The organism is Janthinobacterium rivuli, assembly GCF_029690045.1.
Lineage (GTDB): Bacteria > Pseudomonadota > Gammaproteobacteria > Burkholderiales > Burkholderiaceae_D > Janthinobacterium > Janthinobacterium rivuli.
Map to the genome: position 1 here is coordinate 2,415,232 of NZ_CP121464.1, position 26,853 is coordinate 2,442,084.

24 protein-coding genes and 5 tRNA genes are annotated in these 26,853 nt (G+C 61.3%); 22 read left to right on the plus strand and 7 right to left on the minus strand.

The genetic code is table 11. The features are described 5' to 3' along the window. Positions 1-18 precede the first annotated feature (18 nt). The 12 genes from motB to P9875_RS11140 all read left to right on the plus strand — a co-directional run bounded on the left by motB (position 19) and on the right by P9875_RS11140 (position 11,726). On the plus strand, positions 19-996 hold the full coding sequence (gene motB / locus P9875_RS11085; protein WP_099380614.1) for a flagellar motor protein MotB: 978 nt from the start codon (positions 19-21) through the stop codon (positions 994-996). A gap of 46 nt (positions 997-1,042) precedes the next feature. Further along, on the plus strand, positions 1,043-1,591 hold the full coding sequence (locus P9875_RS11090; protein WP_034758366.1) for a hypothetical protein: 549 nt from the start codon (positions 1,043-1,045) through the stop codon (positions 1,589-1,591). 83 nt (positions 1,592-1,674) lie between these two features. Continuing rightward, the gene (locus P9875_RS11095) at positions 1,675-2,040 is read left to right on the plus strand and encodes a response regulator (protein ID WP_034758362.1); all 366 of its coding nucleotides are present in this window, start codon (positions 1,675-1,677) and stop codon (positions 2,038-2,040) included. A gap of 43 nt (positions 2,041-2,083) precedes the next feature. Next, positions 2,084-4,276 (plus strand): chemotaxis protein CheA, encoded by a 2,193-nt coding sequence (cheA, locus tag P9875_RS11100; protein ID WP_035826595.1) that lies wholly within the window; start codon positions 2,084-2,086, stop codon positions 4,274-4,276. A gap of 30 nt (positions 4,277-4,306) precedes the next feature. Continuing rightward, positions 4,307-4,813 (plus strand): chemotaxis protein CheW, encoded by a 507-nt coding sequence (locus tag P9875_RS11105; protein ID WP_034758356.1) that lies wholly within the window; start codon positions 4,307-4,309, stop codon positions 4,811-4,813. A 188-nt stretch (positions 4,814-5,001) separates the two neighbouring features. After that, positions 5,002-6,723: a methyl-accepting chemotaxis protein gene (locus tag P9875_RS11110; protein WP_278318400.1), complete on the plus strand. Its 1,722-nt coding sequence runs from the start codon at positions 5,002-5,004 to the stop codon at positions 6,721-6,723. 71 nt (positions 6,724-6,794) lie between these two features. Continuing rightward, positions 6,795-7,667, plus strand: a complete 873-nt coding sequence (locus tag P9875_RS11115; protein ID WP_035826600.1) for a CheR family methyltransferase — start codon at positions 6,795-6,797, stop codon at positions 7,665-7,667. 9 nt (positions 7,668-7,676) lie between these two features. Further along, the gene (cheD, locus tag P9875_RS11120; RefSeq protein ID WP_034758343.1) at positions 7,677-8,285 is read left to right on the plus strand and encodes a chemoreceptor glutamine deamidase CheD; all 609 of its coding nucleotides are present in this window, start codon (positions 7,677-7,679) and stop codon (positions 8,283-8,285) included. Positions 8,286-8,394: 109 nt separating this feature from the next. After that, positions 8,395-9,465, plus strand: a complete 1,071-nt coding sequence (locus P9875_RS11125; RefSeq protein WP_035826603.1) for a protein-glutamate methylesterase/protein-glutamine glutaminase — start codon at positions 8,395-8,397, stop codon at positions 9,463-9,465. Positions 9,466-9,612: 147 nt separating this feature from the next. Then, complete coding sequence (cheY, locus tag P9875_RS11130) at positions 9,613-10,011, plus strand: chemotaxis response regulator CheY (RefSeq protein ID WP_026132837.1); 399 nt, start codon at positions 9,613-9,615, stop codon at positions 10,009-10,011. 256 nt (positions 10,012-10,267) lie between these two features. Continuing rightward, positions 10,268-10,519 carry a hypothetical protein gene (locus tag P9875_RS11135; protein WP_278318401.1) on the plus strand — a complete coding sequence of 84 codons (252 nt, stop codon included), beginning with the start codon at positions 10,268-10,270 and terminating at the stop codon, positions 10,517-10,519. 238 nt (positions 10,520-10,757) lie between these two features. Further along, a complete protein-coding gene (locus tag P9875_RS11140; RefSeq protein WP_099402806.1) occupies positions 10,758-11,726 on the plus strand; it encodes an IS1595 family transposase in 969 nt (322 codons plus the stop codon). Positions 11,727-11,766: 40 nt separating this feature from the next. On the opposite strand, the gene panC is transcribed toward P9875_RS11140, so the two are convergent. From panC to metG, 5 genes are all read right to left on the minus strand, one after another. After that, positions 11,767-12,606 carry a pantoate--beta-alanine ligase gene (gene panC, locus P9875_RS11145; RefSeq protein ID WP_035826607.1) on the minus strand — a complete coding sequence of 280 codons (840 nt, stop codon included), beginning with the start codon at positions 12,604-12,606 and terminating at the stop codon, positions 11,767-11,769. Positions 12,607-12,660: 54 nt separating this feature from the next. Further along, on the minus strand, positions 12,661-13,593 hold the full coding sequence (locus tag P9875_RS11150) for a segregation and condensation protein A (protein WP_278318402.1): 933 nt from the start codon (positions 13,591-13,593) through the stop codon (positions 12,661-12,663). Between the two features lie 17 nt (positions 13,594-13,610). Next, positions 13,611-13,820 (minus strand): DUF3460 family protein, encoded by a 210-nt coding sequence (locus P9875_RS11155; RefSeq protein WP_034778041.1) that lies wholly within the window; start codon positions 13,818-13,820, stop codon positions 13,611-13,613. Between the two features lie 107 nt (positions 13,821-13,927). After that, positions 13,928-14,407: a GNAT family N-acetyltransferase gene (locus P9875_RS11160; RefSeq protein ID WP_034778216.1), complete on the minus strand. Its 480-nt coding sequence runs from the start codon at positions 14,405-14,407 to the stop codon at positions 13,928-13,930. Positions 14,408-14,426: 19 nt separating this feature from the next. Further along, positions 14,427-16,583 carry a methionine--tRNA ligase gene (metG, locus tag P9875_RS11165; RefSeq protein ID WP_278318403.1) on the minus strand — a complete coding sequence of 719 codons (2,157 nt, stop codon included), beginning with the start codon at positions 16,581-16,583 and terminating at the stop codon, positions 14,427-14,429. Between the two features lie 160 nt (positions 16,584-16,743). Here metG and apbC point away from each other — a divergent pair, with 160 nt between their 5' ends. From apbC to P9875_RS11180, 3 genes are all read left to right on the plus strand, one after another. Then, positions 16,744-17,832, plus strand: a complete 1,089-nt coding sequence (apbC, locus tag P9875_RS11170; protein ID WP_278318404.1) for an iron-sulfur cluster carrier protein ApbC — start codon at positions 16,744-16,746, stop codon at positions 17,830-17,832. A gap of 148 nt (positions 17,833-17,980) precedes the next feature. Further along, entirely contained in the window at positions 17,981-18,388 is a 408-nt protein-coding gene (locus P9875_RS11175) for a DUF4399 domain-containing protein (protein ID WP_278318405.1), read from the plus strand. Positions 18,389-18,527: 139 nt separating this feature from the next. Continuing rightward, on the plus strand, positions 18,528-20,204 hold the full coding sequence (locus P9875_RS11180) for an alkaline phosphatase family protein (RefSeq protein WP_278318406.1): 1,677 nt from the start codon (positions 18,528-18,530) through the stop codon (positions 20,202-20,204). Between the two features lie 83 nt (positions 20,205-20,287). On the opposite strand, the gene P9875_RS11185 is transcribed toward P9875_RS11180, so the two are convergent. Together P9875_RS11185 and lysA are read right to left on the minus strand one after the other, a co-directional pair. Beyond that, positions 20,288-21,859: a phospholipase D family protein gene (locus tag P9875_RS11185; RefSeq protein WP_278318407.1), complete on the minus strand. Its 1,572-nt coding sequence runs from the start codon at positions 21,857-21,859 to the stop codon at positions 20,288-20,290. A 63-nt stretch (positions 21,860-21,922) separates the two neighbouring features. Continuing rightward, positions 21,923-23,161, minus strand: coding sequence for a diaminopimelate decarboxylase (lysA, locus tag P9875_RS11190; protein ID WP_278318408.1), 1,239 nt, complete (start codon positions 23,159-23,161; stop codon positions 21,923-21,925). Positions 23,162-23,320: 159 nt separating this feature from the next. Here lysA and P9875_RS11195 point away from each other — a divergent pair, with 159 nt between their 5' ends. The 7 genes from P9875_RS11195 (at position 23,321) to P9875_RS11225 (ending at position 26,542) form a co-directional block, all read left to right on the plus strand. Continuing rightward, positions 23,321-24,232 carry a LysR family transcriptional regulator gene (locus P9875_RS11195; RefSeq protein WP_099402809.1) on the plus strand — a complete coding sequence of 304 codons (912 nt, stop codon included), beginning with the start codon at positions 23,321-23,323 and terminating at the stop codon, positions 24,230-24,232. Between the two features lie 127 nt (positions 24,233-24,359). Continuing rightward, on the plus strand, positions 24,360-25,766 hold the full coding sequence (gene gltX, locus P9875_RS11200) for a glutamate--tRNA ligase (protein WP_099402715.1): 1,407 nt from the start codon (positions 24,360-24,362) through the stop codon (positions 25,764-25,766). 124 nt (positions 25,767-25,890) lie between these two features. Next, a tRNA-Ala gene (locus tag P9875_RS11205) sits at positions 25,891-25,966 on the plus strand. Positions 25,967-26,020: 54 nt separating this feature from the next. Next, positions 26,021-26,096 (plus strand) — tRNA-Glu (locus P9875_RS11210). Positions 26,097-26,230: 134 nt separating this feature from the next. After that, a tRNA-Ala gene (locus P9875_RS11215) sits at positions 26,231-26,306 on the plus strand. 37 nt (positions 26,307-26,343) lie between these two features. Continuing rightward, positions 26,344-26,419: transfer RNA gene (locus P9875_RS11220), tRNA-Glu, on the plus strand. 47 nt (positions 26,420-26,466) lie between these two features. Next, positions 26,467-26,542, plus strand: a tRNA-Ala gene (locus P9875_RS11225). Positions 26,543-26,853: the final 311 nt, after the last annotated feature.

The following is a 26,853-nucleotide window of genomic DNA, read 5'->3' on the forward strand; positions in this document are numbered from 1 at the left end:
ACACGGAAGGGGGATGCCATGGCCGATGAAGGCATGCGCCCGATTATCGTCAAGCGTATCAAGAAGACGGCTGGCGGACACCATGGCGGGGCGTGGAAAATCGCCTACGCCGACTTTGTCACGGCCATGATGGCCTTCTTCCTGCTGATGTGGCTGCTGGGCTCCACCTCGAAGGGCGACTTGAACGGCATTTCCGAATTCTTCAAGACACCGCTGAAAGTGGCGATGGCGGGCGGTTCCGGCAGCGGCGAGAGCAATTCCGTGATCCAAGGCGGCGGCCAGGACCTGTCGCGCCAGGATGGGCAAGTGCGCAAGGCGCAGGAAGAGCAGCAGCGCAAATCGTTCGACCTCAATTCCGCCAAGGCCGCGCTCGAACGCGAGGAAGGCAAGCGCCTGCAGGCGCTCAAGGCGCGCATCGAAGCGACCATCGACGCCAATCCCCTGCTGAAAAAATACAAGAACCAGTTGCTGCTCGATATCACCAGCGAAGGCTTGCGCATCCAGATCGTCGACGAGCAGAACCGTCCGATGTTTGCGCTGGCCAATGCGAACCTGCAACCGTACACCAAGGAAATCCTGCACGCCATCGGCTCCGTGCTCAATGAAGTGCCGAACCGCATCGGCCTGTCCGGGCATACGGATTCGACGCCCTACATGAGCGATGCCGGCTACAGCAACTGGGAATTGTCGGCCGACCGCGCGAATGCGTCGCGGCGCGAACTGGTGATTGGCGGCATGAAGGAAGAGAAAGTATTGCGCGTGGTGGGACTGGGCTCGGCCGCCCACCTGGACAAGCTCGATCCCTTCAATCCGATCAACCGGCGCATCAGCATCATCGTCATGAACAAGCGCACGGAAGAAAATGTCCTGCGCGATGGCTCGGCGATCGAGCTGCCGGTGACCGATGCCGCTTCCGCCGCTGTCGCTTCAGGGCTGGCGGCCGGCGCGCCGCCCGCGGCGGCGCCAGCCCCCAGCCCGGTAGCGGCGAAAAAATAACACGCAAGGCTGTCGACGCGTGATGTATTGAAACAATGAGACCTTTATGACAAGAAAGAAAATACTTGGCTCGCATGTAAAGCGCCTGCTGTCTGGCGTGTCGGACCATGGCCGCAAGCACTTGACGGAGGTGGAAACCGACCTGGTGCAGACCGGCATCTTGCTGGAAGAGGCGATCGAGAAGCTGTCCTTCAATTTCATGGCGATACATGCAGCCGTCGCTGCGCAGCAAGACACCATCGCGCTGCTGCTCGACGGCGGTATTCCGGCCGAGCAGCAGCGCGAAAAACTGCTGGCGTTGCAGGATGAGGTGGGGGGCTACGTGAATGCCGCCATCACCAGCCTGCAGTTCCAGGACATGACCAGCCAGCTGATCGAGCGCACCTTGAAGCGCGTGACGGGCTTGCGCGAGTTCCTCGGGACCCTGGGCGAGCATGGCGCGGAGATGTTGCCGGAGAGCGACAATGAAGAAATTGTCGCCTTGCTGGGGCGGGTCAGCATGGCGCTGGCGATTCAAAGCCTGGAGTTGCGCAGCGTGCTGCGCAAGGCTGTCAGTCAACAGCATTTGGAAAGTGGCGACATCGAGCTGTTCTAGCATGCCAGTGCTGAACGCTTGTGGTTGCATGGATTGATTAATCAAATACTCGGGCAGGATGCCCGGAATAAGTGGGAGCAAAGATGGCCAAAACGATACTTGCAGTGGACGATTCCAGCTCATTGCGCCAGATGGTGGCGTTCAGCCTGAAAGCCGCCGGTTACCAGGTGGTGGAGGCCGTCGACGGCCAGGACGGACTGGAAAAAGCCAAGCTGCAAACCGTGGACCTGGTCTTGACGGACCAGAACATGCCGCGCATGGATGGCCTGGAGCTGATCAAGCTGCTGCGCGAACTGCCGACCTACCAGAAAGTGCCCATCCTGATGCTGACGACGGAGTCGTCGGACGAGATGAAATCGAAGGGACGTGCCGCCGGCGCCAATGGCTGGCTGGTCAAGCCATTCGATCCGCAACGCCTGATCGAAGTGGTCAAGAAGGTGATCGGCTGATGCCAGCCGCGCAGCACAACGATGCAATTGACGGAGTCACCCTATGACCATCGATATTAGCCAGTTTTTTCAGGTCTTTTTCGATGAGGCCGAAGAACTGCTGGCTGAAAAAGAACGGCTGCTGCTGGCCGTTGATATTGCGGCGCCCGACGCCGAAGACCTGAATGCCATTTTCCGCACCGCCCATTCGATCAAGGGCGGCGCATCGACGTTCGGCCTGTCCGACATGAGCGAGGTGACGCACATCCTCGAGTCGCTGCTCGACCGCATCCGCCAGGGCCAGATGGCCCTGACGGCGGAACACGTCGACGCCTTTTTGGCGGCCAAGGATATCCTCAAGATGCAGCTCGATGGCCATCGCCTGGGCAGCGCCGTCGACCAGGATGCCGTGGCCAATGTGCGCATGATGCTGCAGTCGTTCTCGCAGGACGTGCCCGTGGCCGCGCTCACGCCCGTCGCGCCGGCCTTCCATACGGCGGAAAAGGCCGCCGTCAGCCATGCCGGCGGCCATCGCATCCGCCTGGAACTGCCGCAGATGGAAGGGCGCGAAGTCGATGCGCTGGCGGCCGAACTGGGCTTGCTGGGCGACGTCGCCGTGTCCAGCTTGCCCGACGCGCGCAAGGTGCTGGAAGTGACGACGCATGAAAGCCTGGACGATATCCTGGCCATCTGCTCGTTCGTGCTCAATCCGGACGACATGGTGATCACGCAGGCGCCGCCACTGGCGCCAGGCGAAGCCGAAGCGGCCCGCGCGGCGCAGGAAAAGGCGCAAGGTTACGGTTTCTTCGACCCGCTGCCAGGCGCGCCTGGCGCGGCCGATCCCGGCTATGGCTTCTTCCAGCCGCTCGAGGATATCCGCGCCGCCGCCGGCGTGCAGAGCGACGCCGAACAGGGCTACGGTTTCTTCCAGCCGCTCGAACAGATACGCGCCGACGCGGCCAGGGCGGGCAACGCCAGCGCCGCCGCCGCGCCGGTCGTGGCCAGCGCCGTGGCCGAAGCGGAGCAGGAAAAGAAACCGGCCAAGAAAGAAGGCGACAAGGCCGGCGCCGAATCGTCGTCGATCCGCGTCTCGATCGAGAAAGTCGACCAGCTGATCAACCTGGTGGGCGAACTGGTGATCACGCAGGCGATGATCGAGCAGCGCGCCAGCGCGCTCGATCCGATGCTGCATGAAAAACTGCTCGACAGCGTCAGCCACCTGACGCGCAACACGCGCGACTTGCAGGAAGCGGTGATGTCGATCCGCATGATGCCGATGGATTTCGTCTTTTCGCGCTTCCCGCGCATGGTGCGCGACCTGGCGACGAAACTGGGCAAGAAGGTCGATTTCATCACGAATGGCGCCGCCACGGAACTGGACAAGGGCCTCATCGAGCGCATCGTCGATCCGCTCACGCACCTGGTGCGCAACAGTATCGACCATGGCGTGGAAATGCCGGCCGCCCGCGTGGCCGCCGGCAAGACCGAGGCTGGCCGCTTGTTCCTCTCGGCCAGCCACCAGGGTGGCAACATCATCATCGAAGTATCCGATGACGGCGCTGGGTTGAACCGCGAGCGCATCCTGGCCAAGGCCGCGCAGCAGGGCCTGGACGTGTCCGAGACGATGAGCGACGCCGACGTGTGGCAGCTGATTTTCGCGCCCGGTTTTTCCACCGCCGAAGCCGTCACCGACGTGTCGGGCCGCGGCGTGGGCATGGATGTCGTCAAGCGCAATATCAGCGCCATGGGCGGCGTCGTCGACATCCGTTCGGCCAAGGGTTTCGGCACGACGATTTCGATCTCGCTGCCGCTGACCCTGGCCATCCTGGACGGCATGTCGATCCGGGTCGGCGACGAAGTGTATATTTTACCGCTGGGCTTTGTCATCGAATCGCTGCAGCCAGCCGTTGAGGATATCAAGGACATCAGTGGCAAGGGGCAGGTGGTGAAAGTGCGCGGCGAATACCTGCCATTGATCCCGCTGTACCAGATGTTCGACATCGCGCCGCGCTTTACCAGCCCTTCGGAAGGCATCTGCGTGATCCTCGAGACGGAAGGGCGCAAGGCGGCCCTGTTTGTCGACGACCTGGTGGGACAGCAGCAAGTCGTGGTGAAAAACCTCGAATCGAATTACCGCAAGGTGGTGGGCATTTCCGGCGCCACCATCCTGGGCGATGGCGGCGTGTCGCTGATTCTCGATGTCGCCGCCCTGATCCGTTCCTCTCGCCAGCTGGCCGACGAGTCCATTTTTTCGTAATACCGATAGATAAAGATAGGAAAACGCACCATGTCAGATACTCAACAAACATCCGGAAGCAATGCGGGCGACGGCAAGGACATCGCCGGCCGTGAATTCCTGGCCTTCACCCTGGGCTCCGAAGAGTACGGCATCGATATCCTGAAGGTCCAGGAGATCCGTGGTTACGAAGCGGTCACCCGCATCGCCAACGCGCCTGAATTCATCAAGGGCGTGATCAACCTGCGCGGCATCATCATTCCCGTGGTCGACATGCGCATCAAGTTCAACCTGGGCACGCCCGTGTACGACCAGTTCACGGTGGTGATCATCCTGAACATCGGCGGGCGCATCGTCGGCATGGTGGTCGACAGCGTTTCCGACGTCACCACCCTGACGCCGGAGCAGGTGAAACCGGCGCCGGAAATGGGCACCGCCTTCTCGACCGACTACATGATCGGCCTGGGCACCATCGACGAGCGCATGCTGATCCTGGTCGACATCGACAAGCTGATGTCGAGCAGCGAGATGGGCCTGATCGACAAGCTGGCGGCGTAAGCCTCCGCATGGCAGCAAGGCGGCGCCCGGTGCGCCGCCGTTTTGGCACGCAAAGAATCACTACAGATATGCATGTACCGGCGCGGCCAGAGGCGCGCCGGCAGGCTGCAAGGTCCGTCAGAGACCAGGCCACAACACGGCGCCGTCCGGTTGAACGGGCGCCGTTCACATAAATATTGGAGACTGTAATGAGTTTGCGCGATTTCAAGATAGGCACCCGGCTGGGGATAGGTTTTGGCAGCATCCTCGCCATCCTAGTGGTGGTGATCGTTTCGGCGAATGCACTGAATTACCGTAACAAGGCCCAGTTGCTCACGGGCCTGGCGCTGGCAAGCGAAAAGAATACGCAGGCGTCGCTGATGAAAAGCGCGATGCTGGAAACCGGCATCGCCATGCGCAATATCGGCCTGCAGGGCGATGTGGCCCTGATGCAGGCGGAAGAGGGCAAGGTGCGCGAGCAGCGCAAGCTGTATGACGGCGCGCGCGGCAAGCTGGCCACCCTGGGCCTGTCCGAGGGCGAAAAGGCGCTGCTGGCCAATATCGCCAAGGTCGACGGCGATGTCGATGCCGCCTTCAAGGAGGCGATGGGGCAGGTGCTGGCGTTTAACAGCGAGGGCGCGGCGAAGGTGATTGCCACCCGCATCGACCCATTGAACAAGACGACCCTGGCCGATATCAACAAGCTGCTCGACTTGCAGCACGTGGCGCAGCAAAGCTTCATGGATGACTCGCTGGCGGCCGATGCGCGGCTGATGACGGTACTGTTCATCCTGGGCGGCGCGGCGGTGGCGATCGGCGCCTGGTGCGCCATCTTCATCACGCGCTCGATCACGGTGCCATTGTCCGGCGCCCTCGCCGTGGCGCAGAAGGTGGCGGCCGGCGAGCTGACGTCGCGCGTGGTGGTCGAAGGCAAGGATGAAACGAGCGCCTTGCAGCAGGCGCTCAAGGACATGAACGAGAGCCTGGTGCAGACGGTCAGCGACGTGCGCAATGGAACGGACACGATTACCGTGGCGTCGCGCGAGATCGCCAGCGGCAATGCGGACCTGTCGGCGCGCACGGAAACGCAGGCCAGTTCGCTCGAAGAGACGGCATCGTCGATGGAAGAACTGACGTCGACCGTGAAGCAGAATGCGGACAACGCGCGCCAGGCCAACCAGCTGGCCGTGTCGGCGTCGTCGGTGGCGGAGCAGGGCGGCAAGGTGGTGGCGCAAGTGGTCGATACCATGGGCTCCATCAAGGACAGTTCGCGCAAGATCGTCGACATCATCGGCGTCATCGACGGCATCGCGTTCCAGACGAATATCCTGGCATTGAATGCGGCCGTTGAAGCGGCGCGCGCAGGCGAGCAGGGACGCGGTTTTGCGGTGGTGGCGTCGGAAGTGCGCAATCTGGCGCAACGATCGGCCGGCGCGGCGAAAGAGATCAAGGGCCTGATCGGCGACTCGGTCGACAAGGTTGATGCGGGCAGCCGCCTGGTGGACGAGGCGGGGCAGACCATGGGCCTGATCGTCACGTCGATCCGGCAGGTGGCCGACATCATGGGCGAGATCACGGCGGCGACGCAGGAACAGAGTCATGGCATCGAGGAAGTGAACCAGGCCATCGCGCAGATGGACCAGATGACGCAGCAAAACGCGGCGCTGGTCGAGGAAGCGGCGGCGGCGGCCGAAAGCATGCAGGACCAGGCGCAGAAACTGGCCGACGCCGCCCGCATCTTCAAGCTCGATGGCGAGAGCGCGGCGCAGGTGGCCATGCCCGTACCCGCGCCAGCAGTCAAGGCGGCGGCACGGCCGGCGCCTGTTGTGGCGGCAAATACACGGCGATTGGCAAAGACGGCGCAAGCCGGCACGCCAGCGCCCGCGAAAAAGCTGGCGGCAGCCGGCGGCGACGATTGGGAAGAGTTCTGACGCCAACCCGGTCCCGCTAGTTATACTTGCAAAGGCATTGGTCAGAGTAGTCATAGAGAGGTAAAAATAAAATGCCGCAAACTAAAACGGATTCGGTCAAGGAATTTGATTTCACTGGCAAGGACTTCGAGCGGGTCCGCGCCATGATTTACAAGCGGGCCGGCATCGCGCTGGCCGACAGCAAGCAGGAGATGGTCTACAGCCGTCTGGCCAGGCGCTTGCGCGCGACCGGCATCTCCTCGTTCGTCCGCTACCTGGACGACCTGGAAGCTGGCCGCATGGGCGATGAGTGGGAAGCGTTCACGAATGCGCTGACGACCAACCTGACGTCGTTCTTCCGCGAGGCGCATCACTTCCCGCTGCTGGCCGAGCATGTGAAAAAACTGAGCGGGCCGATCACCATCTGGTGTTCAGCCAGTTCCACCGGCGAGGAGCCGTATTCGATCGCCATGACGGTGTGCGAGGCGTTCAATACGCTCACGCCGCCCGTCACCATCATCGCCACGGACATCGACACGAACGTGCTGGCCACGGCCGCCAATGGCGTCTACAACCTGGACCGGCTCGACAAGATGCCGGCCGACCGTGCGCGGCGCTTTTTCTTGCGCGGCAAGGGCGATCGCGAGGGGCAGGTGCGGGTGCGCCCGGAACTGCGCCAGATGATCACCTTCAAGCCGCTCAACCTGCTGGCCGACGGCTGGCCATTGACGGGGCAGTTCGACGTCATCTTTTGCCGTAACGTGATGATTTATTTTGACAAGGCGACGCAGCGCAAGATCCTGTCGCGCTTTGTGCCCTTGATGAAGCCGGATGCCCTGCTGTTTGCGGGCCATTCGGAGAATTTTCTGTACGTGTCGGATTCATTGAAGCTGCGCGGTAAAACAGTCTATGAGCTCGATCAGCCTCGGGGCGCCGCGCCCAAGGCATCGTCGCATCGTACATGAGAGTGAAATATGAGCCTGGAATCCAAAGAGCAATTCGCCACTAACGTCTATTACGACAGGACGTTCAATTGTGACGCCGCCAAGATCTTGCCTGGTGAGTACTACTTTACCAACAAGGATATGCTGATCGTCACCGTGCTCGGCTCCTGCGTCTCGGCCTGCATCCGCGACCGCGTCACGGGCCTGGGCGGCATGAACCACTTCATGCTGCCCGATGGCGGCAGCGACCCGAACAGTCCGATTTCCGCGTCGATGCGCTATGGCACCTACGCCATGGAAATCCTGATCAACGATTTGCTGAAGGCGGGCGCGCGGCGCGAGAACATGGAAGCGAAAGTGTTCGGCGGCGGCGCCGTGCTGCGCGGCTTCACGGCGATCAACGTCGGCGAACGCAATGCGGCCTTCGTCATCAACTATCTGAAAGCGGAAAAGATGCGCGTGGTGGCCGAAGACCTGAACGACATCCACCCGCGCAAAGTGTATTTTTTCCCCCGCAGCGGCAAGGTGCTGGTGAAAAAGCTGATGCAGACGCATAACGATACGCTGGTGCGCCGCGAACTCGATTACGCCAGCCGCCTCAAGGTCGCGCCGGTGGGCGGCGAAGTCGAACTGTTCTGACACACACCAGGCCAAACTTGCTGCGCGTCGCGCTGTGCGGCTTGCGGCGGTTTTGTCCGGTGTACTAATTTAATAAAGAATAAGGGCCGCAAGGCCTGGAAGGAAGAATATGAAGATCAAGGTTTTGATCGTGGATGATTCGGCGCTGATCCGCAGCGTCATGACGGAAATCGTAAACAGCCAGCCCGACATGGAAGTGGTGGGCGCGGCGCCCGATCCGCTGGTGGCGCGCGAGATGATCAAGCAGACCAACCCCGACGTGCTGACCCTCGACGTCGAGATGCCGAAGATGGATGGCCTCGACTTCCTGGAAAAACTGATGCGCTTGCGCCCGATGCCGGTCTTGATGGTGTCGTCGCTGACCGAGCGCGGTTCGGAAATCACCATGCGCGCGCTGGAACTGGGCGCCGTCGATTTCGTCACCAAGCCGAAAATTTCCATCCAGAGCGGCATGCGCGAGTACACCGACATGATCGCCGACAAGATCCGCGCCGCCTCGAAGGCGCGCATCCGTGCGCGCACCCTGCCGTCGGCCGGCGACAAGGTGGCCGCGCCGCTGCCTGCCCTGCGCAGCCCATTGACGTCGAGCGAAAAGCTGATCATCGTGGGCGCCTCGACGGGCGGCACGGAAGCGATCCGCGAATTTCTCATGCAGATGCCGTCCGACTGCCCCGGCATCCTGATCACGCAGCACATGCCGGAAGGCTTTACGCGCTCGTTCGCGCGCCGCCTCGATTCGCTGTGCAAGATATCGGTGCAGGAAGCGGCAGGCGGCGAACGGGTGCTGCCCGGCCACGCCTACATCGCGCCCGGCCATTCGCACCTGACCCTGACGCGCAGTGGCGCCAACTACATGACCAAGATCGACCAGGGCGAACCGGTCAACCGCCACCGCCCGTCCGTCGACGTGCTGTTCCGATCGGCCGCGCAATCGGCCGGTAAAAATGCCGTCGGCGTGATCCTCACAGGCATGGGCAAGGATGGCGCACAAGGCATGTTGGAGATGAAGGCCGCAGGAGCGTATAATTTTGCGCAGGATGAAGCCAGTTGCGTGGTGTTCGGCATGCCGCGCGAGGCGATCGCCGTTGGTGCTACGCATGAGGTCGGCGCTCTGACGGCATTGCCTGGCATGGTGCTGGGACACCTGGCGGCGCATGGCATGCGTGCTTTGCGCGTGTAAGCCACGTTTTATATGATCTGAGGCAAGTTTGTTCGCCTAAAAGCAACGAAAATGCTATCCTACAACTTGCTGCCGTAGTGTCGACCATAATGTCGGCATTCATGTCGATATTATTAACAAACCGCTACAGAAACAACGGAGTTATTCATGGCTGATCCAAAGATGAAATTTTTAGTCGTTGACGATTTTTCGACGATGCGCCGCATTGTCCGGAATCTGTTGAAGGAACTGGGTTATGCCAACGTCGATGAGGCGGAAGACGGCGTGATGGGCCTGGCCAAGCTGCGCGCGGAATCGTTCGATTTCGTCGTGTCGGACTGGAACATGCCCAACATGGATGGCCTGACGATGCTGCAGCATATCCGCGCCGATCCCGCACTGGCCAAGCTGCCCGTGCTGATGGTCACCGCCGAAGCGAAAAAAGAAAACATCATCGCCGCCGCCCAGGCTGGCGCCAGCGGTTATGTCGTCAAGCCGTTCACGGCCGCGACCCTCGATGAAAAGCTGAACAAGATTTTCGAGAAGCTGGAAAAAGCCGGCGCCTGATCCAGGCTTGACCGTTATCAAGAAAACGCTGCCCGTGCAAACCGGCAGCGTTTTTTTCGTCCGCCTGCGCCGATCACATGAGATTGCGCAAAGGAATTAAATATTTCCTAAAGTTAACTTTACACGTCAAATAATTTGGCCCATGATCGCTGCAGTATTTCCCTTTGTCCCCGACCCCGACAAGAAGGAGCGCGCGATGCGCCGAGCACCCGTATTATTTTTCGCCCTGAGCACAGCCATGTTGGCGGGCTGTGGCGTGAGCCTTGAACAAACCACCGCTGCGCCTGTCGCGTCGGTCGAGATGCAGGAGCTGGCCGCGCAGTCGCCTGCCGAAGCCGATGGCCGGCATGCTTATCTGCACCGCGTGGGTGGGCATGACTATGTCAGCCTGAGCCAGAACGGCCCGGAAGGCGGCTTGCCGATCCTTACGGGCACACAGCGCCATGCGCACGCCATTCGCCTGCTGGCAGCCGATCCGGCCCAGCAAGGGCCATCCTGCGCAGCCTGAGGCTGCCTGCAAACCAGCGCAAGCTGTGGGCGGGAGAAGAAATCGTGCTTGATGCGGCCAGCTATGACATGTTGCAAGCGGCCCGCGGCAGCAACAAGCCGCTGTTTGCCGAACTCAAGCTGGTGGGGATGGAGAAGTAAAAAAAGAAAGGCTCTGTCATCGATAAATAGGGGATCTGCCTGAATCTTTCCTTGGCTGTGCTGTCTGACTCTGCATACCCACCATGCAGGAGCCGATCATGCAGCCAGCCGAATGGATACGCTTTATCGCGCAGTTTGCGCAGTTGAACCGACGCCAGCGGCAGGCAGGAATAGCCTTGCTGTGTGGCAATGGGCCACACGATGTGACCGTCACGCTGCTTGAAAACGCTACGCAAGCACGCCTGGGGTGTCCCGCCTGCCAATCGTGTCACCTGCACCGGCATGGCCATGCGCACGGCCTGCAGCGCTACCGCTGTGTATCCTGTGGGCGCACATTCAATGCCTTGACGGGCACGCCGCTGGCGCACTTGCGCCATAAATCGCTGTGGCTCGACTATGCGGATTGCCTGCTTGATTCCAGGTCGGTACGCCAGGCCGCTCAGCAGTTGGGACTGCACCGCAACACCACGTTTCGCTGGCGACACCGTTTTCTCAGCGTAGCAAAGACGGACCGGCCGCATTGTCTGCATGGCATTGCCGAGGCCGATGAACTCTACGTGCTGGAATCAGAAAAGGGATCCAGGCAAATGACGCGTCCGGCGCGCCGCCGTGGCGGCCATGCCCATCAGCGCGGCATTTCCAATGAACAGGTTTGCATCCTGGTGGCGCGCGACCGTACTGGGCAGACCCTCGATTTCGTCACGGGCAAAGGGGCGTTGACGAAGGCACAGCTGCATCATTCGCTGCTACCCGTTATCGACAAGGACGTGCTGCTGGTGACCGACGGTCATGCCGCCTATCTGGCTTTTGCGAAGGAAGCGGGCATCAGCCACCAAGCAGTCAACTTGCGCGCTGGCATCCGTGTGCGAGGGGCCGCCCACGTGCAGAACGTCAATGCCTATCACAGCCGCTTGCGCGCATGGCTACGGCCCTTTCACGGCGTGGCGACGCGCTACCTGCCGAACTACCTGGGCTGGCGCTGGATACTCGACGCCAGGCGCATCCGTTCATCGGAAACGTTATTGAAAGCAACGTTGGGCGCATTCCCACACTTGACGGTGACATAGCCAAAAGAAACGGGGCCGAATGGCCCCGTTGTGACAATGCTTAAATTTCCAGGTTGTCGATGAGTCGCGTCTGCCCCAGCTTGGCGGCAGCCAGCACCACCAGCGGTTCGCCGGCGGCCAGCTCGGCGGCGCTAGGCGCTTGCAGGTTGGCGCGCTTGCGCACGGCGATGTAGTCCGATTTCCAGCCGCGGCCGTCCAGCAACTGCATGGCTGCCTGTTCCAGTTCGCCGACGGCCAGGTTACCCTTGCGCACTTCTTCGGCCACGAAATTAAGTCCCTTGTACAGTTCCGGCGCTTCCGCGCGTTCGCTTTCCGACAGATACATATTGCGCGACGATAAGGCCAGGCCATCGTCCGCGCGGTACGTTTCTGCGGCGATGATTTCCGTTGGCAGCGCGAACTGGCGCGCCATGTTGCGGATGATCATCAGCTGCTGGTAATCCTTCTTGCCGAACACGGCCACGCGCGGACCCACGCACGAAAACAGCTTGGTGACGACCGTGCACACGCCTTCAAAGAAGCCGGGGCGGAATTCGCCTTCCAGCGTATTGCCCAGGTCATCGGGCGGGCGCACGCGGTATTCCTGCGGTTCCGGGTACAGTTCCTTTTCCGTCGGCGCGAACAGCACGTACACGCCTTCCTTTTCCAGCTTGGCGATGTCGGCGGCCATGGTGCGCGGATATTTTTCGAAGTCTTCGTTCGGGCCGAATTGCAGGCGGTTCACGAAGATCGAGGCGACGACGGGGTCGCCATGCTTGCGCGCCAGACGCATCAGCGACAGATGGCCTTCATGCAGGTTGCCCATGGTAGGGACGAACGCCGTGCGCAGCTGTCCGCTGAGCTGGTCGCGCAATTCTTCGATGTCGGAAATAATTTTCATGGATTGCTTTCGCTAAAACCCCGTTGTACGGTGGTCAGTGACAAAGGGAGGGAGTCAGGCGGGTGAATAGGCCAGCCGGACGTAGATGGGTGCAAACGGTTCTGCCTGCGTGATCTCGATCAGGGTTTCCTTGGCCAGTTCCAGCAGGGCCACGAAGTTGACCACCACTACGGGCACGCCGCCGGCAATGTCGAACAGCTCGCTGAACTCGACGAAGCGCGACGACTGCAAATGGCGCAGGATGCTCGACATGTGCTCGCGCACGGACAGTTCCTGGCGGCTGATGCGGTGATGCTGGGTCAGCTTGGCGCGTTTCAGCACGTCGAGCCACGCCTGCTGCAAGTCCACCGGTTCCACGTCGGGCCAGGTGGGCGTCAGGCTTTGCTCGATGAAAATCTGCGTGCGCACGAAATCGCGCTCGAACTGCGGGATGGCGTTCAGGTCGTAGGCGGCCAGCTTGATCTGCTCGTATTCGAGCAGGCGGCGCACCAGTTCGGCGCGGGGGTCGCCGCCATCTTCCTCGACGTCGCTCTTGCGCGATGGCAAGAGCATGCGCGACTTGATCTCGATCAGCATGGCCGCCATCAGCAAGTACTCGGCGGCCAGTTCCAGGTTGCGCACGCGGATCTGGTCGACATATTTCAGATATTGCAGGGTCACCTGCGCCATCGGAATATCGAGAATGTTGAAATTTTGCTTGCGGATCAGGTAGAGCAGCAAGTCGAGCGGGCCTTCGAAGGCTTCGAGGAAGATTTCCAGCGCGTCCGGCGGAATGTACAAATCCGTCGGCATGCGCAGCATCGGCTCGCCATACAGGCGGGCGATGCCCAGCGGGTCGGCGGCCGGCGCCGCGTCCGTTACTGCCGTGGCCGATGTTGCAGGGTCGCCGCTGCCGTCGCCTTCAGCGACAGGTGGGAGCGACTCGATGACTGCGCCGGCACCGGAAGCGTCGGCTTCCGGCGTGACTGCAGACTCTTCAGGCAACATCGTGCCGGTTCCAGATCTTAGTTCTTGTTCTGGTAAACGTAAGCCTGTTGCTTGACGGCTGACGCCAGCTGGCGTTCCTGCTCATCGATGCTGACGGCCGGCTTGTCCCACAGCAGGGCGCGGCCCGCTTGCTGGCCCGCCTCCATGCCAGGGTTCTTGGCCTTCAGTTCGGCGATGAACAAGGTGTGGTCGGATACGTAGTTGTTGTGTTTTGCAGGCAGTTTCATATTCTCTTCTGAGTGTCTTATGGGTAAGGTCAGCCGGCCGTATTTTACCGCGCCGTGCGGCCTGGCGGGTTGTTGTATCGGCAAGTCCGGGGCGAAATTGCTAAAAATCAATAACGCAGCAAACGCCGCATCACCATCGGCGCCGGTTCGGCGGGGTTGGCGTGCGAATATTCCAGTTCTTCGGCCAGGTCGAATTCGAAGGCCGCATAAAAATCGATCAGCTTGCGCTGGTCGCGCCGCACGGCCAGGCGCAATTCCTCGGCCTGGCACGACAGGCCGTGATGAATGATGGCTTCCAGTAAATGCTGCGAAACGTGGCTGCCCCGGTAGGCGGGCAGTACGCCCATGCGTGAAATCTTCCAGATGGCGGGATCGCTGTCGAGCGGCATCCAGCGCAGCGAACCGGCTGGAATGTCGTCGATCAGCAACAGAAAACCGCCGCCGTGGCGCAATTGCTCTTCCACTTGCTGCGCCGTCTCGTGGTGTCCACTGGACGAGGCGGCCACCTTGCCGGCCCACGCGGCGCGGGTCAGCTCGGCCATCAGTTGTGCATCGGCATTTGTTGCTTCGCGCACCACGATATTCATCATCGGTCCTTGTGCTGGCTTAACGGATGCGCATGCCAGGTTCGGCGCCCGGCCACGGGTTCAGGATGTAGATGCCTGGATTGGCCTTCTCGTCTGCGCTCGATGCGGCCATGACCATGCCTTCGGAAATGCCGAACTTCATCTTGCGCGGCGCCAGATTGGCCACCAGCACGGTCAGCTTGCCGACCAATTCTTCCGGCTGGTAAGCCGAGCGGATGCCCGAGAATACGTTACGCAGACGGCCTTCGCCCGCATCGAGGGTCAGGCGCAGCAGCTTGTCGGAACCGTCCACCAGTTCGCAATTGACGATTTTCGCGATGCGCAGGTCGACCTTGAGGAAGTCGTCGATCTTGATTTCGGGCGCCAGTTCCTCGATGGCGGCTGCGGCCGGAGCAGCGGATACTGCGTCATTCGCGGCGTCGCCGGCCGGTGCGGCAATGGCGGCGGCCGCTTGCGGCGCGTCGAACAGCGCTTCGATCATCTTCGCATCCATGCGCGTCATCAAATGGCTGTAGGCGCCGATGGTGCGGCCCAGCATGCTGTTCGAGACGGCGTCGCCGAACACTTGCGTGTCGGCCCAAGTAAATTCTGCGTCGTTGAGGAACGAGGCCACGTTCTTGGCCACGCCCGGCAGGACCGGCGACAGCAAAATCGTCAGCTGGCGGAACAGGATCAGGGCCGTGGTGCACACGTCGTGCAGTTCCGCCGTCTTTTCGGCGTCCTTGGCCAAAATCCACGGCTTGTTTTCATCGACATACTGGTTGGTGATGTCGGCGATTTCCATGATTTCGCGCAAGGCCTTGCCGAATTCGCGGTTCTCGAAGTGCGCGGCGATGCTGGCCTGGCGCTCGACGATGACGCCGTTGACGTCCACCGTCAGGGCGCGGTTGATCCAGCTTTGCGCGCCTTCCGACAGCGTCGACGCCAGTTTGCCGTCGAAACGCTTGGCGATGAAGCCGGCGCAGCGGCTGGCGATGTTCACGTACTTGCCGATCAGGTCGCTGTTCACGCGGGCGACAAAGTCTTCGCCGTTGAAGTCCAGGTCTTCCACTTTCGAGTTCAGCTTGAAGGCGATGTAGTAGCGCAGCCATTCCGGGTTCATGCCCAGGTCCAGGTAGCGCAGCGGCGAGATGCCCGTGCCGCGCGACTTCGACATTTTTTCGTTGTTGACCGTCAGGAAGCCGTGTACGTTGACTTTCAGTTTGTCGATCACCGGGTGATTGGCGAACTTCAGCATGGCGGGCCAGAACAGCAAGTGGAAGGAAACGATGTCCTTGCCGATGAAGTGGATCTGTTCCGTCGACGGGTCATTCAGGAAGGCGTCGAAATCGATGCCTTTCTTGTCGCAATAGTTTTTCAGGCTGGCCAGGTAACCGACGGGCGCATCCATCCACACATAGAAGAATTTACCAGGTGCATCAGGAATCGGGATGCCGAAGTAGGGCGCATCGCGCGAAATATCCCAGTCGGCCAGCTTTTCACCGGCTTCGCCCAGCCATTCGCTGACCTTGTTGACCATTTCCGGCTGCAAGCGGCCTGGCGTATTGAGCCAATCTTTCAGGAATTCGAAGCAGCGCGGGTCGGACAGCTTGAAGAAATACTGTTCCGACGGCTTCATCACGGGCGTCGCGTTGGTAAACACGGAGAACGGGTTGACCAGGTCGGTTGGCTGGTAGGCGGCGCCGCACACTTCGCAATTGTCGCCGTACTGGTTCTTGGCACCGCATTTCGGGCATTCGCCCTTGATGTTGCGGTCGGCCAGGAACATGCCCTTGACCGGATCGAAGAAGCGGTCGACGGTTTTCGTGACGATCAGGCCCGTATCGCGCAACTTGCGGTAGATCGATTGCGACAGGTCGACGTTTTCAGGCGAGTCGGTCGAATACCAGTTGTCGAAGGCGATATGGAAGCCGTCGAGGTACTGGGCGCGGCCGGCCGCGATGTTGGCGACGAATTGCTGCGGCGTGATGCCTTCCTTTTCGGCGGCGATCATGATGGGCGTGCCATGCGTATCGTCGGCGCCCACAAAGTGCACTTCACGGTCGGCTGCGCCATCGCGTTGCATTCGCTGGAACCGGACCCAGATATCGGCCTGGATGTATTCCATGATGTGGCCAATGTGAAAAGCGGCGTTTGCGTAAGGCAGGGCAGTGGTGACGAACAGCTTGCGAGTCATGATTGATGCACTTTTGGGATGGATAATAGGACATTTTAACAGCGGAAAGGCAATATGAGCAGATGCAGCGCCGGCAAGTGATGCTTTTGCCGCCATCGCGCCATGCAAATTTGCGCTAGACTGCGCGTATTGCACATATGTAGTACACACGGAGATTTACATGAGCATCACAGTAGAAGACGTCAAGGCCGCGCTGGCCCAGGTTATTGATCCAAATACACATAAAGATTTCGTTTCCAGCAAAACCGTCAAGAATCTGAAGGTCGATGGCGATGATATTTCCCTCGACATCGAACTGGGCTACCCCGCCAAAAGCCAGATCGACCTGATCCGCAAATCCGTGCTGGCCGCCCTGCGCGTGCTGCCGGGTGTGGGCAACGTCAGCGTGGGCGTGTCGTCGAAAATCATTTCGCACACGGTGCAGCGCGGCTTGAAGCCGATGAGCAACGTGAAAAACATCATCGCCGTCGCTTCCGGCAAGGGCGGTGTGGGCAAATCGACCACGGCCGTCAACCTGGCCCTGGCCCTGGCGGCCGAAGGCGCCACCGTTGGCATGCTGGACGCCGATATCTATGGTCCGTCGCAACCGATGATGCTGGGCATCAGCGGCCAGCCAAAAACCCTCGACGGCAAGAGCATGGAGCCGATGGAAAACCACGGCCTGCAAGTGTCGTCGATCGGCTTCATGATCGATCCGGACGAGCCGATGGTGTGGCGCGGCCCGATGGTCACGCAAGCCTTGCAGCAACTGCTGGACCAGACCAACTGGCGCGACCTCGATTACCTGATCGTCGACATGCCGCCAGGTACGGGCGACATCCAGCTGACCCTGTCGCAGAAAGTGCCCGTCACGGGCGCCGTCATCGTCACGACGCCGCAGGACATCGCCCTGCTGGACGCGCGCAAGGGCTTGAAAATGTTCGAGAAGGTCGGCATCCCGATTCTGGGCGTGGTGGAAAACATGAGCACGCACATCTGCTCGAACTGCGGCCATGCGGAAGAAATCTTCGGCGCCGGCGGCGGCTCGAAGATGTGCGCGGACTTTGGCGTGGAATTCCTCGGCGCCTTGCCGCTGACCATGGCGATTCGCCAGCAGACGGATTCGGGCACGCCGACCGTCGTGGCCGAGCCGGAAGGCCCTGTCGCCGTGATCTACAAGCAGATCGCCCGCACCATCGCGATCAAGGTGGCGGAAAAGGCGAAGGACATGACCAGCAAGTTCCCGAGTATCGTGATCAAGAACGATTGATCGATAGCCAGCTTAAGCCCAAGGCAAAGACTGGGGTCGAACCCTCAGGGTTCGACCCCGGCTCTTTATGGGTTAACAATCCTGCGCCATTGTCAGCAGGAATATGGTTTCATGCAGTCCGTGTTGTTATCAAACAAGAGGAGACATCATGCAATTGACCACCGTATTCCTGCGTAAAGCCGCCGTCGTGATCGCCGGCAGCCTGCTGGCCGCCAGCGCTTTCGCCCAATCCGTTTCCTTCGTCGAGCCAGTCGATGGCGCGACGGTGACGAGCCCGTTCAAAGTGAAATTTGCCATCAAAGGCATGGACGTCAAGCCGGCCGGCGACATGACGGCCAAGACGGGCCACCATCATCTGCTCATCAATATGGGGCCGATGAAGGCGGGCGAGATGATACCCATGGATGACAAGCATTTGCATTTCGGCAAAGGACAAACGGAAACGGACGTCACCTTGCCGCCGGGCCAGTACACGCTCACCATGCAGTTTGCCAATGGTGCGCACCAGTCATATGGACCGGAGTTGAGCAAAAGCATCAAGGTGACGGTCAAGTAAGTCAGGCAGATTGTCTGTTGCGGCATAAGGCCGGGTTCCAGCGATGGAACCTGGCCTTTTTTATATTGTTGCCTCTTGTCATTATTGTGTCATATAGTCGGCGTATGCTGGCCGGTGGCCTAACTTTTGATGAGCGGATATGACGAAACATTTCTCCCTTTCCCGGCAACTGGCGCAGGCGCTGCTGCTGGTCGCTGGCGTGGCGGCGTGCCAGGCGCATGCGGCCAAGGCAGTTCCCAATGCTGCGACGCAGCCGAAGCTGGTCGTCGTGCTGGTGGTCGATGGCTTGCCGCAGGAACAGGTGACGCGCTACCGCGAGCAGTTCGGCCAGGGCGGTTTCCGCCGCCTGCTGGAGCAGGGCGCGTGGTTCAGCGACGCGCACCAGGCGCACGGCATCACGGTCACCGCCATCGGCCACTCGGCCGTGCTGTCGGGCGCTTACCCGTACCAGCATGGCGTGATCGGCAATAACTGGATCGACCCCGTCACGAAGAAATCCGTGTATTGCACCGAGGATGGTAATTTCCATTACATCGGCGAAGAGACGCAACCCGACGACGGCACGGCGCCGACCAAGCTGCGCGTGAGCACCCTGGGCGATGAATTGCGCTATTCCACGGGCGACAAGTCCAAGGTCGTCACGGTATCCGGCAAGGACCGGGGCGCCATCCTGCTGGCCGGGAAAACGGGCACGGCGTACATGTACATGGAAAAGACGGGCAATTTCGCCAGCAGCACCTACTATATGCAGCAGCATCCGCAATGGGTGCAGCGCTACCAGGCCGCCAAGCCGCAGGACCGCTATTACGGCAAGAGCTGGACGCCGCTGCTGGCCGATTCGGCCTATGTCAATGATGCCCGCGATGACATCGTGGCGGCCAAGCTGGGCACGCGCAACACCTTCCCGTTTGCCTACTACAGCGACAGCGGCAAGCTCGATGGCGAGTACTACAGCCGCCTGAAATCCGGCCCCTTCCTCGATGAGCTGACCCTGGAATTCGCCCGCGCCGCCATCGATGGCGAGAACCTGGGCCGCAACCCGGCCGGCGTGCCCGATATTCTCGGCGTGAGCCTGTCCGCGCACGACTACGTGAACCATGCCTACGGCCCGGAAAGCAAGATGTCGCACGACCACCTGCAGCGCCTGGACCGCATGCTGGCCGGCTTCTTTGCCGACCTCGATAAAAAAGTCGGCATGGACAACGTGCTGGTGGTGCTGACGGCCGACCATGGCTTTGCCAACGTGCCGGAATTTGCCGAAACGCGCGGCTTCTCGGCCAAGCGCATCGATGGCGCCAAACTGGTCGATGCCTTGAACCAGCACCTGGCGACAAGCCTGGGCATCGACAAGCTGGTGACGACGTCCTCGCTGCCGAATATCTACCTCGATTACGCGCTGGCGGAAAAGAGCGGCATCCATCGCGCCGCGCTGGAAGACGCGGCGGCCCGCTTTCTGATGCAGCAGGACGGCCTGGCCCAAGTCTATACGCGCACGCAGATGGAAACGGGAGCCGTCGCCACGCGCATGGACACCCTGATGCGCCGCGCCTGGAACCGCCAGCTGTCGGGCGACCTGATGGTCGTTACCAAGCCGGCCTGGTACTTCGGCAAGGGCAGCGGCGGCACGTCGCACGGCACACCTTACACGTATGACACCAACGTGCCGCTGATGGTCTTCGGCCCCCGCTGGATCAAGCCGGGCGCCTACGGCCAGTACGCGGAAGTGGTCGACATCGCGCCGACCTTGGCCCACCTGCTGCGCATACGCCAGCCGTCGGCGTCGGAGGGGCGGGTGTTGACGGAGGCGGTGAGGTAAAAGAACCCCGGTGCGAAAAGCCGGGGTCGGACCCTCAGGGTCCGACCCCAGGGTTTGTCGGTGGGTTGGCCGTTAAAAAGGTACTACAGCAGCCAGTCTATCGGCAGCACCGACAGAATCGCCACCCCCATGCGCTTCCACACGCTGGTGCCCGGTTCCGTGTCGTAGCGCGTTGTGGTGCCGCTGGCGTCGCGGGCGATCCAGTACAGCGCACCGTCGTCGCCCAGCATGACCTGGTAAGCGCGTTGCGGGATCGTGGTGCGCATGGCCTGGCCCAGCTGGCTGGCCAGCGCGGGGCTGTCGATGACGAGGCCCATTTCCGTATTCAATTCGATCGAGCGCGGGTCGAAGTTGAACGAACCGACGAAGACGCGCTGGTCGTCGACGGCAAAGGTCTTCGCATGCAGGCTCGATGCGGAGCTGCCGAAGCGGCCGGTCTGTTCGCGCGCATCGCCGCGTTCCCACGAGCGGCGCGACTCGTACAGCAGCACGCCCGCTTCCAGCAGCGGCTTTCTCCACTTCGCATAACCCGCATGCACGGCCGCCACGTCGGTCGCTTCCAGCGCATTCGTCAGGATGCGCACGCCCACGCCTTTTCTTGCCAGGTCGGCAAAGGCTTGCGTGCCCGACTTGCCGGGCACGAAATACGGCGACACCAGGTCCACTTCCTTTTCCGGCACACCGAGCAGGTTTTGCAGCTTGTCCGCCACGCCCGTGCCGGGCCTGGCCTGGTCCAGCACCTTGGCTGGGTCGTCGCTGACCATGCGCGTCCTGGCCCATTCGAAGGGCAGGGTGCGTTCCATCATCTGCTTGACGAAAGGCGAGGTGCGCAGCGCCTGCACGTATTCCTCGGCTGCCTTGGTGTCGTCGATGCGGTCCGCCTCGGCGGCGATGGTGGCCGCGTCGCCCTCAACAGGGCTGGTCAGCAGCAGCCTGGCAGGGTAGGCCGATGTGCTGTTCCAGTAGCGGTCGAAATCGTGCGAGACATCGTCGACGACGGGGCCGATGGCCAGCACGTCCAGGTCGGCGAACAGCACGTCGCCGGCCGCGCCAAAATATTCATCGCCCACATTGCGCCCGCCGACGATGGTGGCCTGGTTATCGGCCGTGAACGATTTGTTGTGCATGCGCCGGTTGAGGCGGGAAAAATCCGTGGCAAAGGCGAGAACGCGCGGTGAACGGGGCGCGAAGGGATTGAACAGGCGGATTTCCAGATTCTGCTGCTTGCCCAGCATCGTCAGGGTCTGGTCCAGGCCCGCCGTGTTGTTATCGTCGAGCAGCAGGCGCACACGCACGCCCCGTTCTGCCGCCTGGCGCAGGGCATCGAACAGCAAGGTGCCCGTGATGTCCTTGTGCCAGATGTAGTACTGCACGTCCAGGCTGCGCTGGGCGGCGGCGGCCAGCAGGGCGCGCGCGGCAAAGGCATCGCGTCCGTCCACCAGCGGATAAATGCCGGACACGCCCGGATGCTGCGCCACCATGGGCGCAATGGCCGTGGCCAGCTGGGTGTGCTTTGTGTCGGCAATGACGGTGGAGGGAATGCGGCCTTCCAGCGAGGGCAGTGAAGCGCAGCCGGTGAGGATGGCGGACAGCAGCAGGGGCAGCAGAGGCAGCAGAAAAACGCCGCTGCGGCGGGCAAGGGTGGTGGCGGGCATGGCGGGCTTTCATCGAGTTGCCCCGATGTTAGCAGATGCGCATGCCCGCACGCGGGCGCGGTTTTAGAGTTGTTCCAGTGCGATCAGTTCGGCCACCGTCTGGCGGCGGCGGATCAAGCGGGACTGCTCTCCATCGACCAGGTATTCCGCCGCATGCGGACGGCTGTTGTAGTTCGACGACATCGACGCGCCATACGCGCCCGCACCTTCGAAGACGACGTAGTCACCCACCTGCGCTGCAGGCAGAAGGCGTGTTTCCACCACGCCGCCATCGCGCTGGGTAAACACGTCGCCCGATTCGCACAGGGGGCCGCCGACCACGGTGGCGTGCTGGGTGTCCAGTGCCCGGCCGTCATGCGCGATGACCGACATCTCATGGTAGCTGCCGTACATGGCGGGGCGCATCAGTTCATTGAAGCCCGTGTCGAGCAGGGTGAAGTGGTTGCCGCCCATTTGCTTGGTGGCGCGCACTTCGGCCACCAGCAGGCCCGCGTCGGCCACGAGGAAGCGGCCCGGTTCGATTTCCAGGTGCACGGGATGGCCCAGGTGCGCCTCGATCTGCTTGCGCGCCGCATCCCACAGCTGGAAGTAGTGGTCCGTATCGACGGGCTGCTCGCCTTCGCGGTAAGGCACGGACAGGCCGCCGCCGGTGGAAATGGCTTCGATGTCGTGGCCCATGTTTTTGACCAGGTCGACCATGGTGCCGCAGACGGTTTCCAGGTGGCTGTAGTCGACGCCCGAGCCGATGTGCATGTGCAGGCCGACCAGGTGCAGGCCATGCGCGCGGATGACGGCCAGCGCCTCCGGCAGCTCTTCATGCCAGATACCGTGCTTGCTGTTTTCGCCGCCCGTATTGGTCTTGTTGCTATGGCCATGGCCATAGCCGGGATTGATGCGCAGCCAGACGCGGTGGCCGGGCGACACGGGACCCAGCTGGCGCAGCATGTCGACGGAGCCGCAATTGACTTCGATCTTCGCCGCCGCCACGCGCGCCAGGGTGGCGCGGTCGAACAGGTCGCAGGTGAACACCACCCCGGCGGCGCCGTTCGTTTGCGCCGGCGTAAAGCCTGCCTGCAGCGCGCGTTCGATCTCACCCAGCGAGACGGCATCCACGTGCACGTCCGCTTCACGCATCAGTGTGAGCAGATGGATGTTCGAATTGGCCTTTTGCGCGAAGCGCACCGTGTCGAATTGCGCCAGTTGGGCGACGCGCGCGCGGATGGTGGCCGCGTCATACACCCACAATGGCGTGCCGTGTTCCTGGGCGAGTTGGGCGAGGGTGGCGTCTGGGACTGGTTTCATGGTGGTTGTCTTTGTCATGTGATGGGTGGCGTCCGAGGTGGTGTCGGATTACGCGGGCTTTGCCCGCTAATCCGACCTACGATGCTGGCCATGATGCCGCTTTTTAGGCTAAACATAAAATATCCATTTGCGCTGACCTTATTCATTTATGATATGACCATGACTATCTCCTTGCGCCATATCGAAGTCTTCCGCGCCATCATGACGACGGGCAGCGTGACGGCCGCCGCCGCCATGCTGCACACGTCGCAGCCCACCGTCAGCCGCGAGCTGGCGCGCCTCGAGCACTTGACGGGCCTCACCCTGTTCGAGCGCGAGCGGGGGCGGTTGCGTCCGACGGCCCAGGCGCTGCAACTGTTCGAGGAAGTGCAGCGCGCGTATTTCGGCCTGGAGCGCATCGTCAGCACGGCGGCAGCCTTGCGCCAGTTCGACCAGGGCCAGTTGTCGATCGCCTGCCTGCCCGTGTTTTCCCAGTCCCTGCTGCCGCAGGCGTGCAAACGCTTCGTCGCCGATTTTCCCAAGGTGAGCATCAGCATCACGCCGCAGGAGTCGCCGCTGCTGGAAGAGTGGCTGTCGGCGCAGCGCCACGACATCGGCCTGACGGAAGTGGGTAATGCGCCGCCGGGCACCGCGCTCGATACCTTGATGTCCGTCGATGAAGTGTGCGTGCTGCCCGATGGCCATGCGCTCGCAAGTAAAACCGTGCTGCAGCCGGCGGACTTCGCGGGCCAGCCTTTCATCAGCCTGGCCGCCGTCGACCCCTACCGCCAGCAGATCGACGCCATTTTCGCGCAGGCCGGCGTGGAGCGGCGCATGGCGCTCGACACGCACAGCGCCGCTTCCGTCTGCGCGATGGTGCGCGAAGGCGTGGGGCTGGCCATCGTCAATCCACTCACTGCCCTCGATTATGCGGGGCAGGGCTTGCAGATCCGCCGCTTTGCCGTGTCCTTGCCGTTCACGGTGAATCTCGTGAAACCTTTGCACCGGCCCCTGTCACAACTGGTCGCCCTGTTCGAGCGGGCGCTGCATGCGCAGGCGGAAGAAGTAAAAAGGCGGCTGCTGGCACTATAAGACAAGCCCCTTGAAGGACCGGGGTCAGACCCTCAGGGTCTGACCCCAGCGTTCGTGGTGGGGTTTGCCTTAGGGCTTTGCTTAGGTAGTAAAATGGCGTTTTACTTATTCAAGCCTGATTACTTCGATGACCACAACCGCTACTCCCGTCCGTACCCGTTTCGCTCCCAGCCCGACCGGCTATCTGCACCTGGGCGGCGCCCGCACCGCTTTATATAGCTGGGCGTATGCCCGCCACTTCGGCGGCACCTTCGTGCTGCGCATCGAAGATACGGACGTGGAGCGTTCCACGCCGGAAGCCGTGCAAGCCATCATCGAAGGCATGAAGTGGCTGGGCCTGGACCACGACGAAGGCCCGTTCTACCAGATGCAGCGCATGGACCGCTACCGCGAAGTGGTGGCGCAGATGCTGCTTGAGGGCACGGCATATCACTGCTACTCGTCGCCGGAAGAAGTCGAAGCGATGCGCGAGCGCATGCGCGCCGCTGGCGAAAAGCCGCGCTACGACGGCACCTGGCGTCCGGAGCCGGGCAAGACCTTGCCGGCCATTCCTGCCGACCGCAAGCCCGTCGTGCGCTTCAAGAACCCGCTCGATGGCGACGTGACGTGGGACGACGTGGTCAAGGGCACGATCACGATTTCGAACCGCGAGCTGGACGACCTGGTGATCGCCCGCCCGGACGGCACGCCAACGTATAACTTCTGCGTGGCCGTCGACGACTGGGACATGCAGATCACCCACGTGATCCGCGGCGACGACCATGTCAACAACACCCCGCGCCAGATCAACATCCTGCGCGCCATCGGCGCACCGCTGCCGCTGTACGGCCACCTGCCGATGATTTTGGGTGCGGACGGCGAGAAACTGTCGAAGCGCCACGGCGCCGTCAGCGTGATGGATTACCCGGCGCAGGGCTTCCTGCCGGAAGCGATGCTGAACTACCTGGCGCGCCTGGGCTGGAGCCATGGCGACGATGAAGTGTTCTCGACCGAGCAGTTCTGCGAATGGTTCAACCTGAACCACCTGTCGAAATCGGCGGCACAGTTCAACAATGAAAAACTGGCCTGGCTGAACAACCACTATATCAAGCAGGCCGACAACACGCGCCTGGCCGACCTGGCGCGTCCGCAAATGGCCGCCGCCGGCGCCGTCTTTGAAGGCGCGCCGGACCTGGCGCAAGTGCTGGGCATGATGAAAGAGCGCGCCAACACGGTCAATGAACTGGCGGCCGCCTCGATGCTGTTCTTCCGCGCGCCGCAGCCGGAAGCGGAACTGGCGGCGCAGCACATCACGGATGCCATCAAGCCTGTGCTGGCGCAGTTTGCCGAGCGTATCGCCACGGTGGAGTGGAGCAAGGAAGCCGTTGCCGCCATGATCAAGGAAGTGCTGGCCGCCAACACCATCAAGATGCCGCTGCTGGCCATGCCTTTGCGTTTGATTTTGACGGGCCAGTTGCAGACCCCGGCCATCGATCAGGTGGTGGTGATCTTCGGCCGCGACACCGTGCTGGCGCGCCTGGCAAAGTGGCTGTAAGCGCCGCTCTTAAATACGCGTAAAAATACGGTGCGGAAACCGCCCCTATGAAAAGTTGCTCATAGACGAAAAAGGGTATTTGCAGAGTGAAACTTCTTTGCTATACTCTTGTTTCTGCACCAACGGGGGTATAGCTCAGCTGGGAGAGCGCTTGCATGGCATGCAAGAGGTCAGCGGTTCGATCCCGCTTACCTCCACCAGCAGCAATGATGTTGCTTGTTGAAGTGGTGCAGATGTTGTTTGGAAGTTCCGCGGTCCCCATCGTCTAGAGGCCTAGGACATCACCCTTTCACGGTGAGTACAGGGGTTCGAATCCCCTTGGGGACGCCAGGTAGTTGTGGTATAGTAGTGGCAGTTGTTTGTACTGATTGTTGTAAGTTCAGGCCCGTAAAAAACGGAATCTGGATGGAAAGCAAGTAGTGGAACAAAGTCGCCAAGTGCGGCTTTTATTATTTCTGCGCCCGGGGGGTATAGCTCAGCTGGGAGAGCGCTTGCATGGCATGCAAGAGGTCAGCGGTTCGATCCCGCTTACCTCCACCAACAGCGCAGAAGTAAAGCAGCAAACTGTAGTGCCGAGGTCCCCATCGTCTAGAGGCCTAGGACATCACCCTTTCACGGTGAGTACAGGGGTTCGAATCCCCTTGGGGACGCCAGTTCAGTCTGGTGTTGTAGTAAAGAAGTAGCAGTGTTTCTGCGCCCGGGGGGTATAGCTCAGCTGGGAGAGCGCTTGCATGGCATGCAAGAGGTCAGCGGTTCGATCCCGCTTACCTCCACCAACAGCGCAGAAACAGGTAGTGAATAAATCAAAGTCGCCTAGAGCGGCTTTTTTTATTTTGGCGAAGTATTTCCGCCATACCCTTGGGGGAATATGGCTAAGCTGTTAGCGCGCTTGCATGGCATGCAAGAGGTCAGCGGTTCCATCCCGCTTACCTCCACCAACAGCGCAGAAGCAGGTAGTGAATAAATCAAAGTCGCCTTGAGCGGCTTTTTTTATTTGTGCTGGCGGTTTCTTCGCTCGGGGGAATATGGCTAAGCTGTTAGTGCGCTTGCATGGCATGCAAGAGGTCAGCGATTGGCTCCCGCTTAC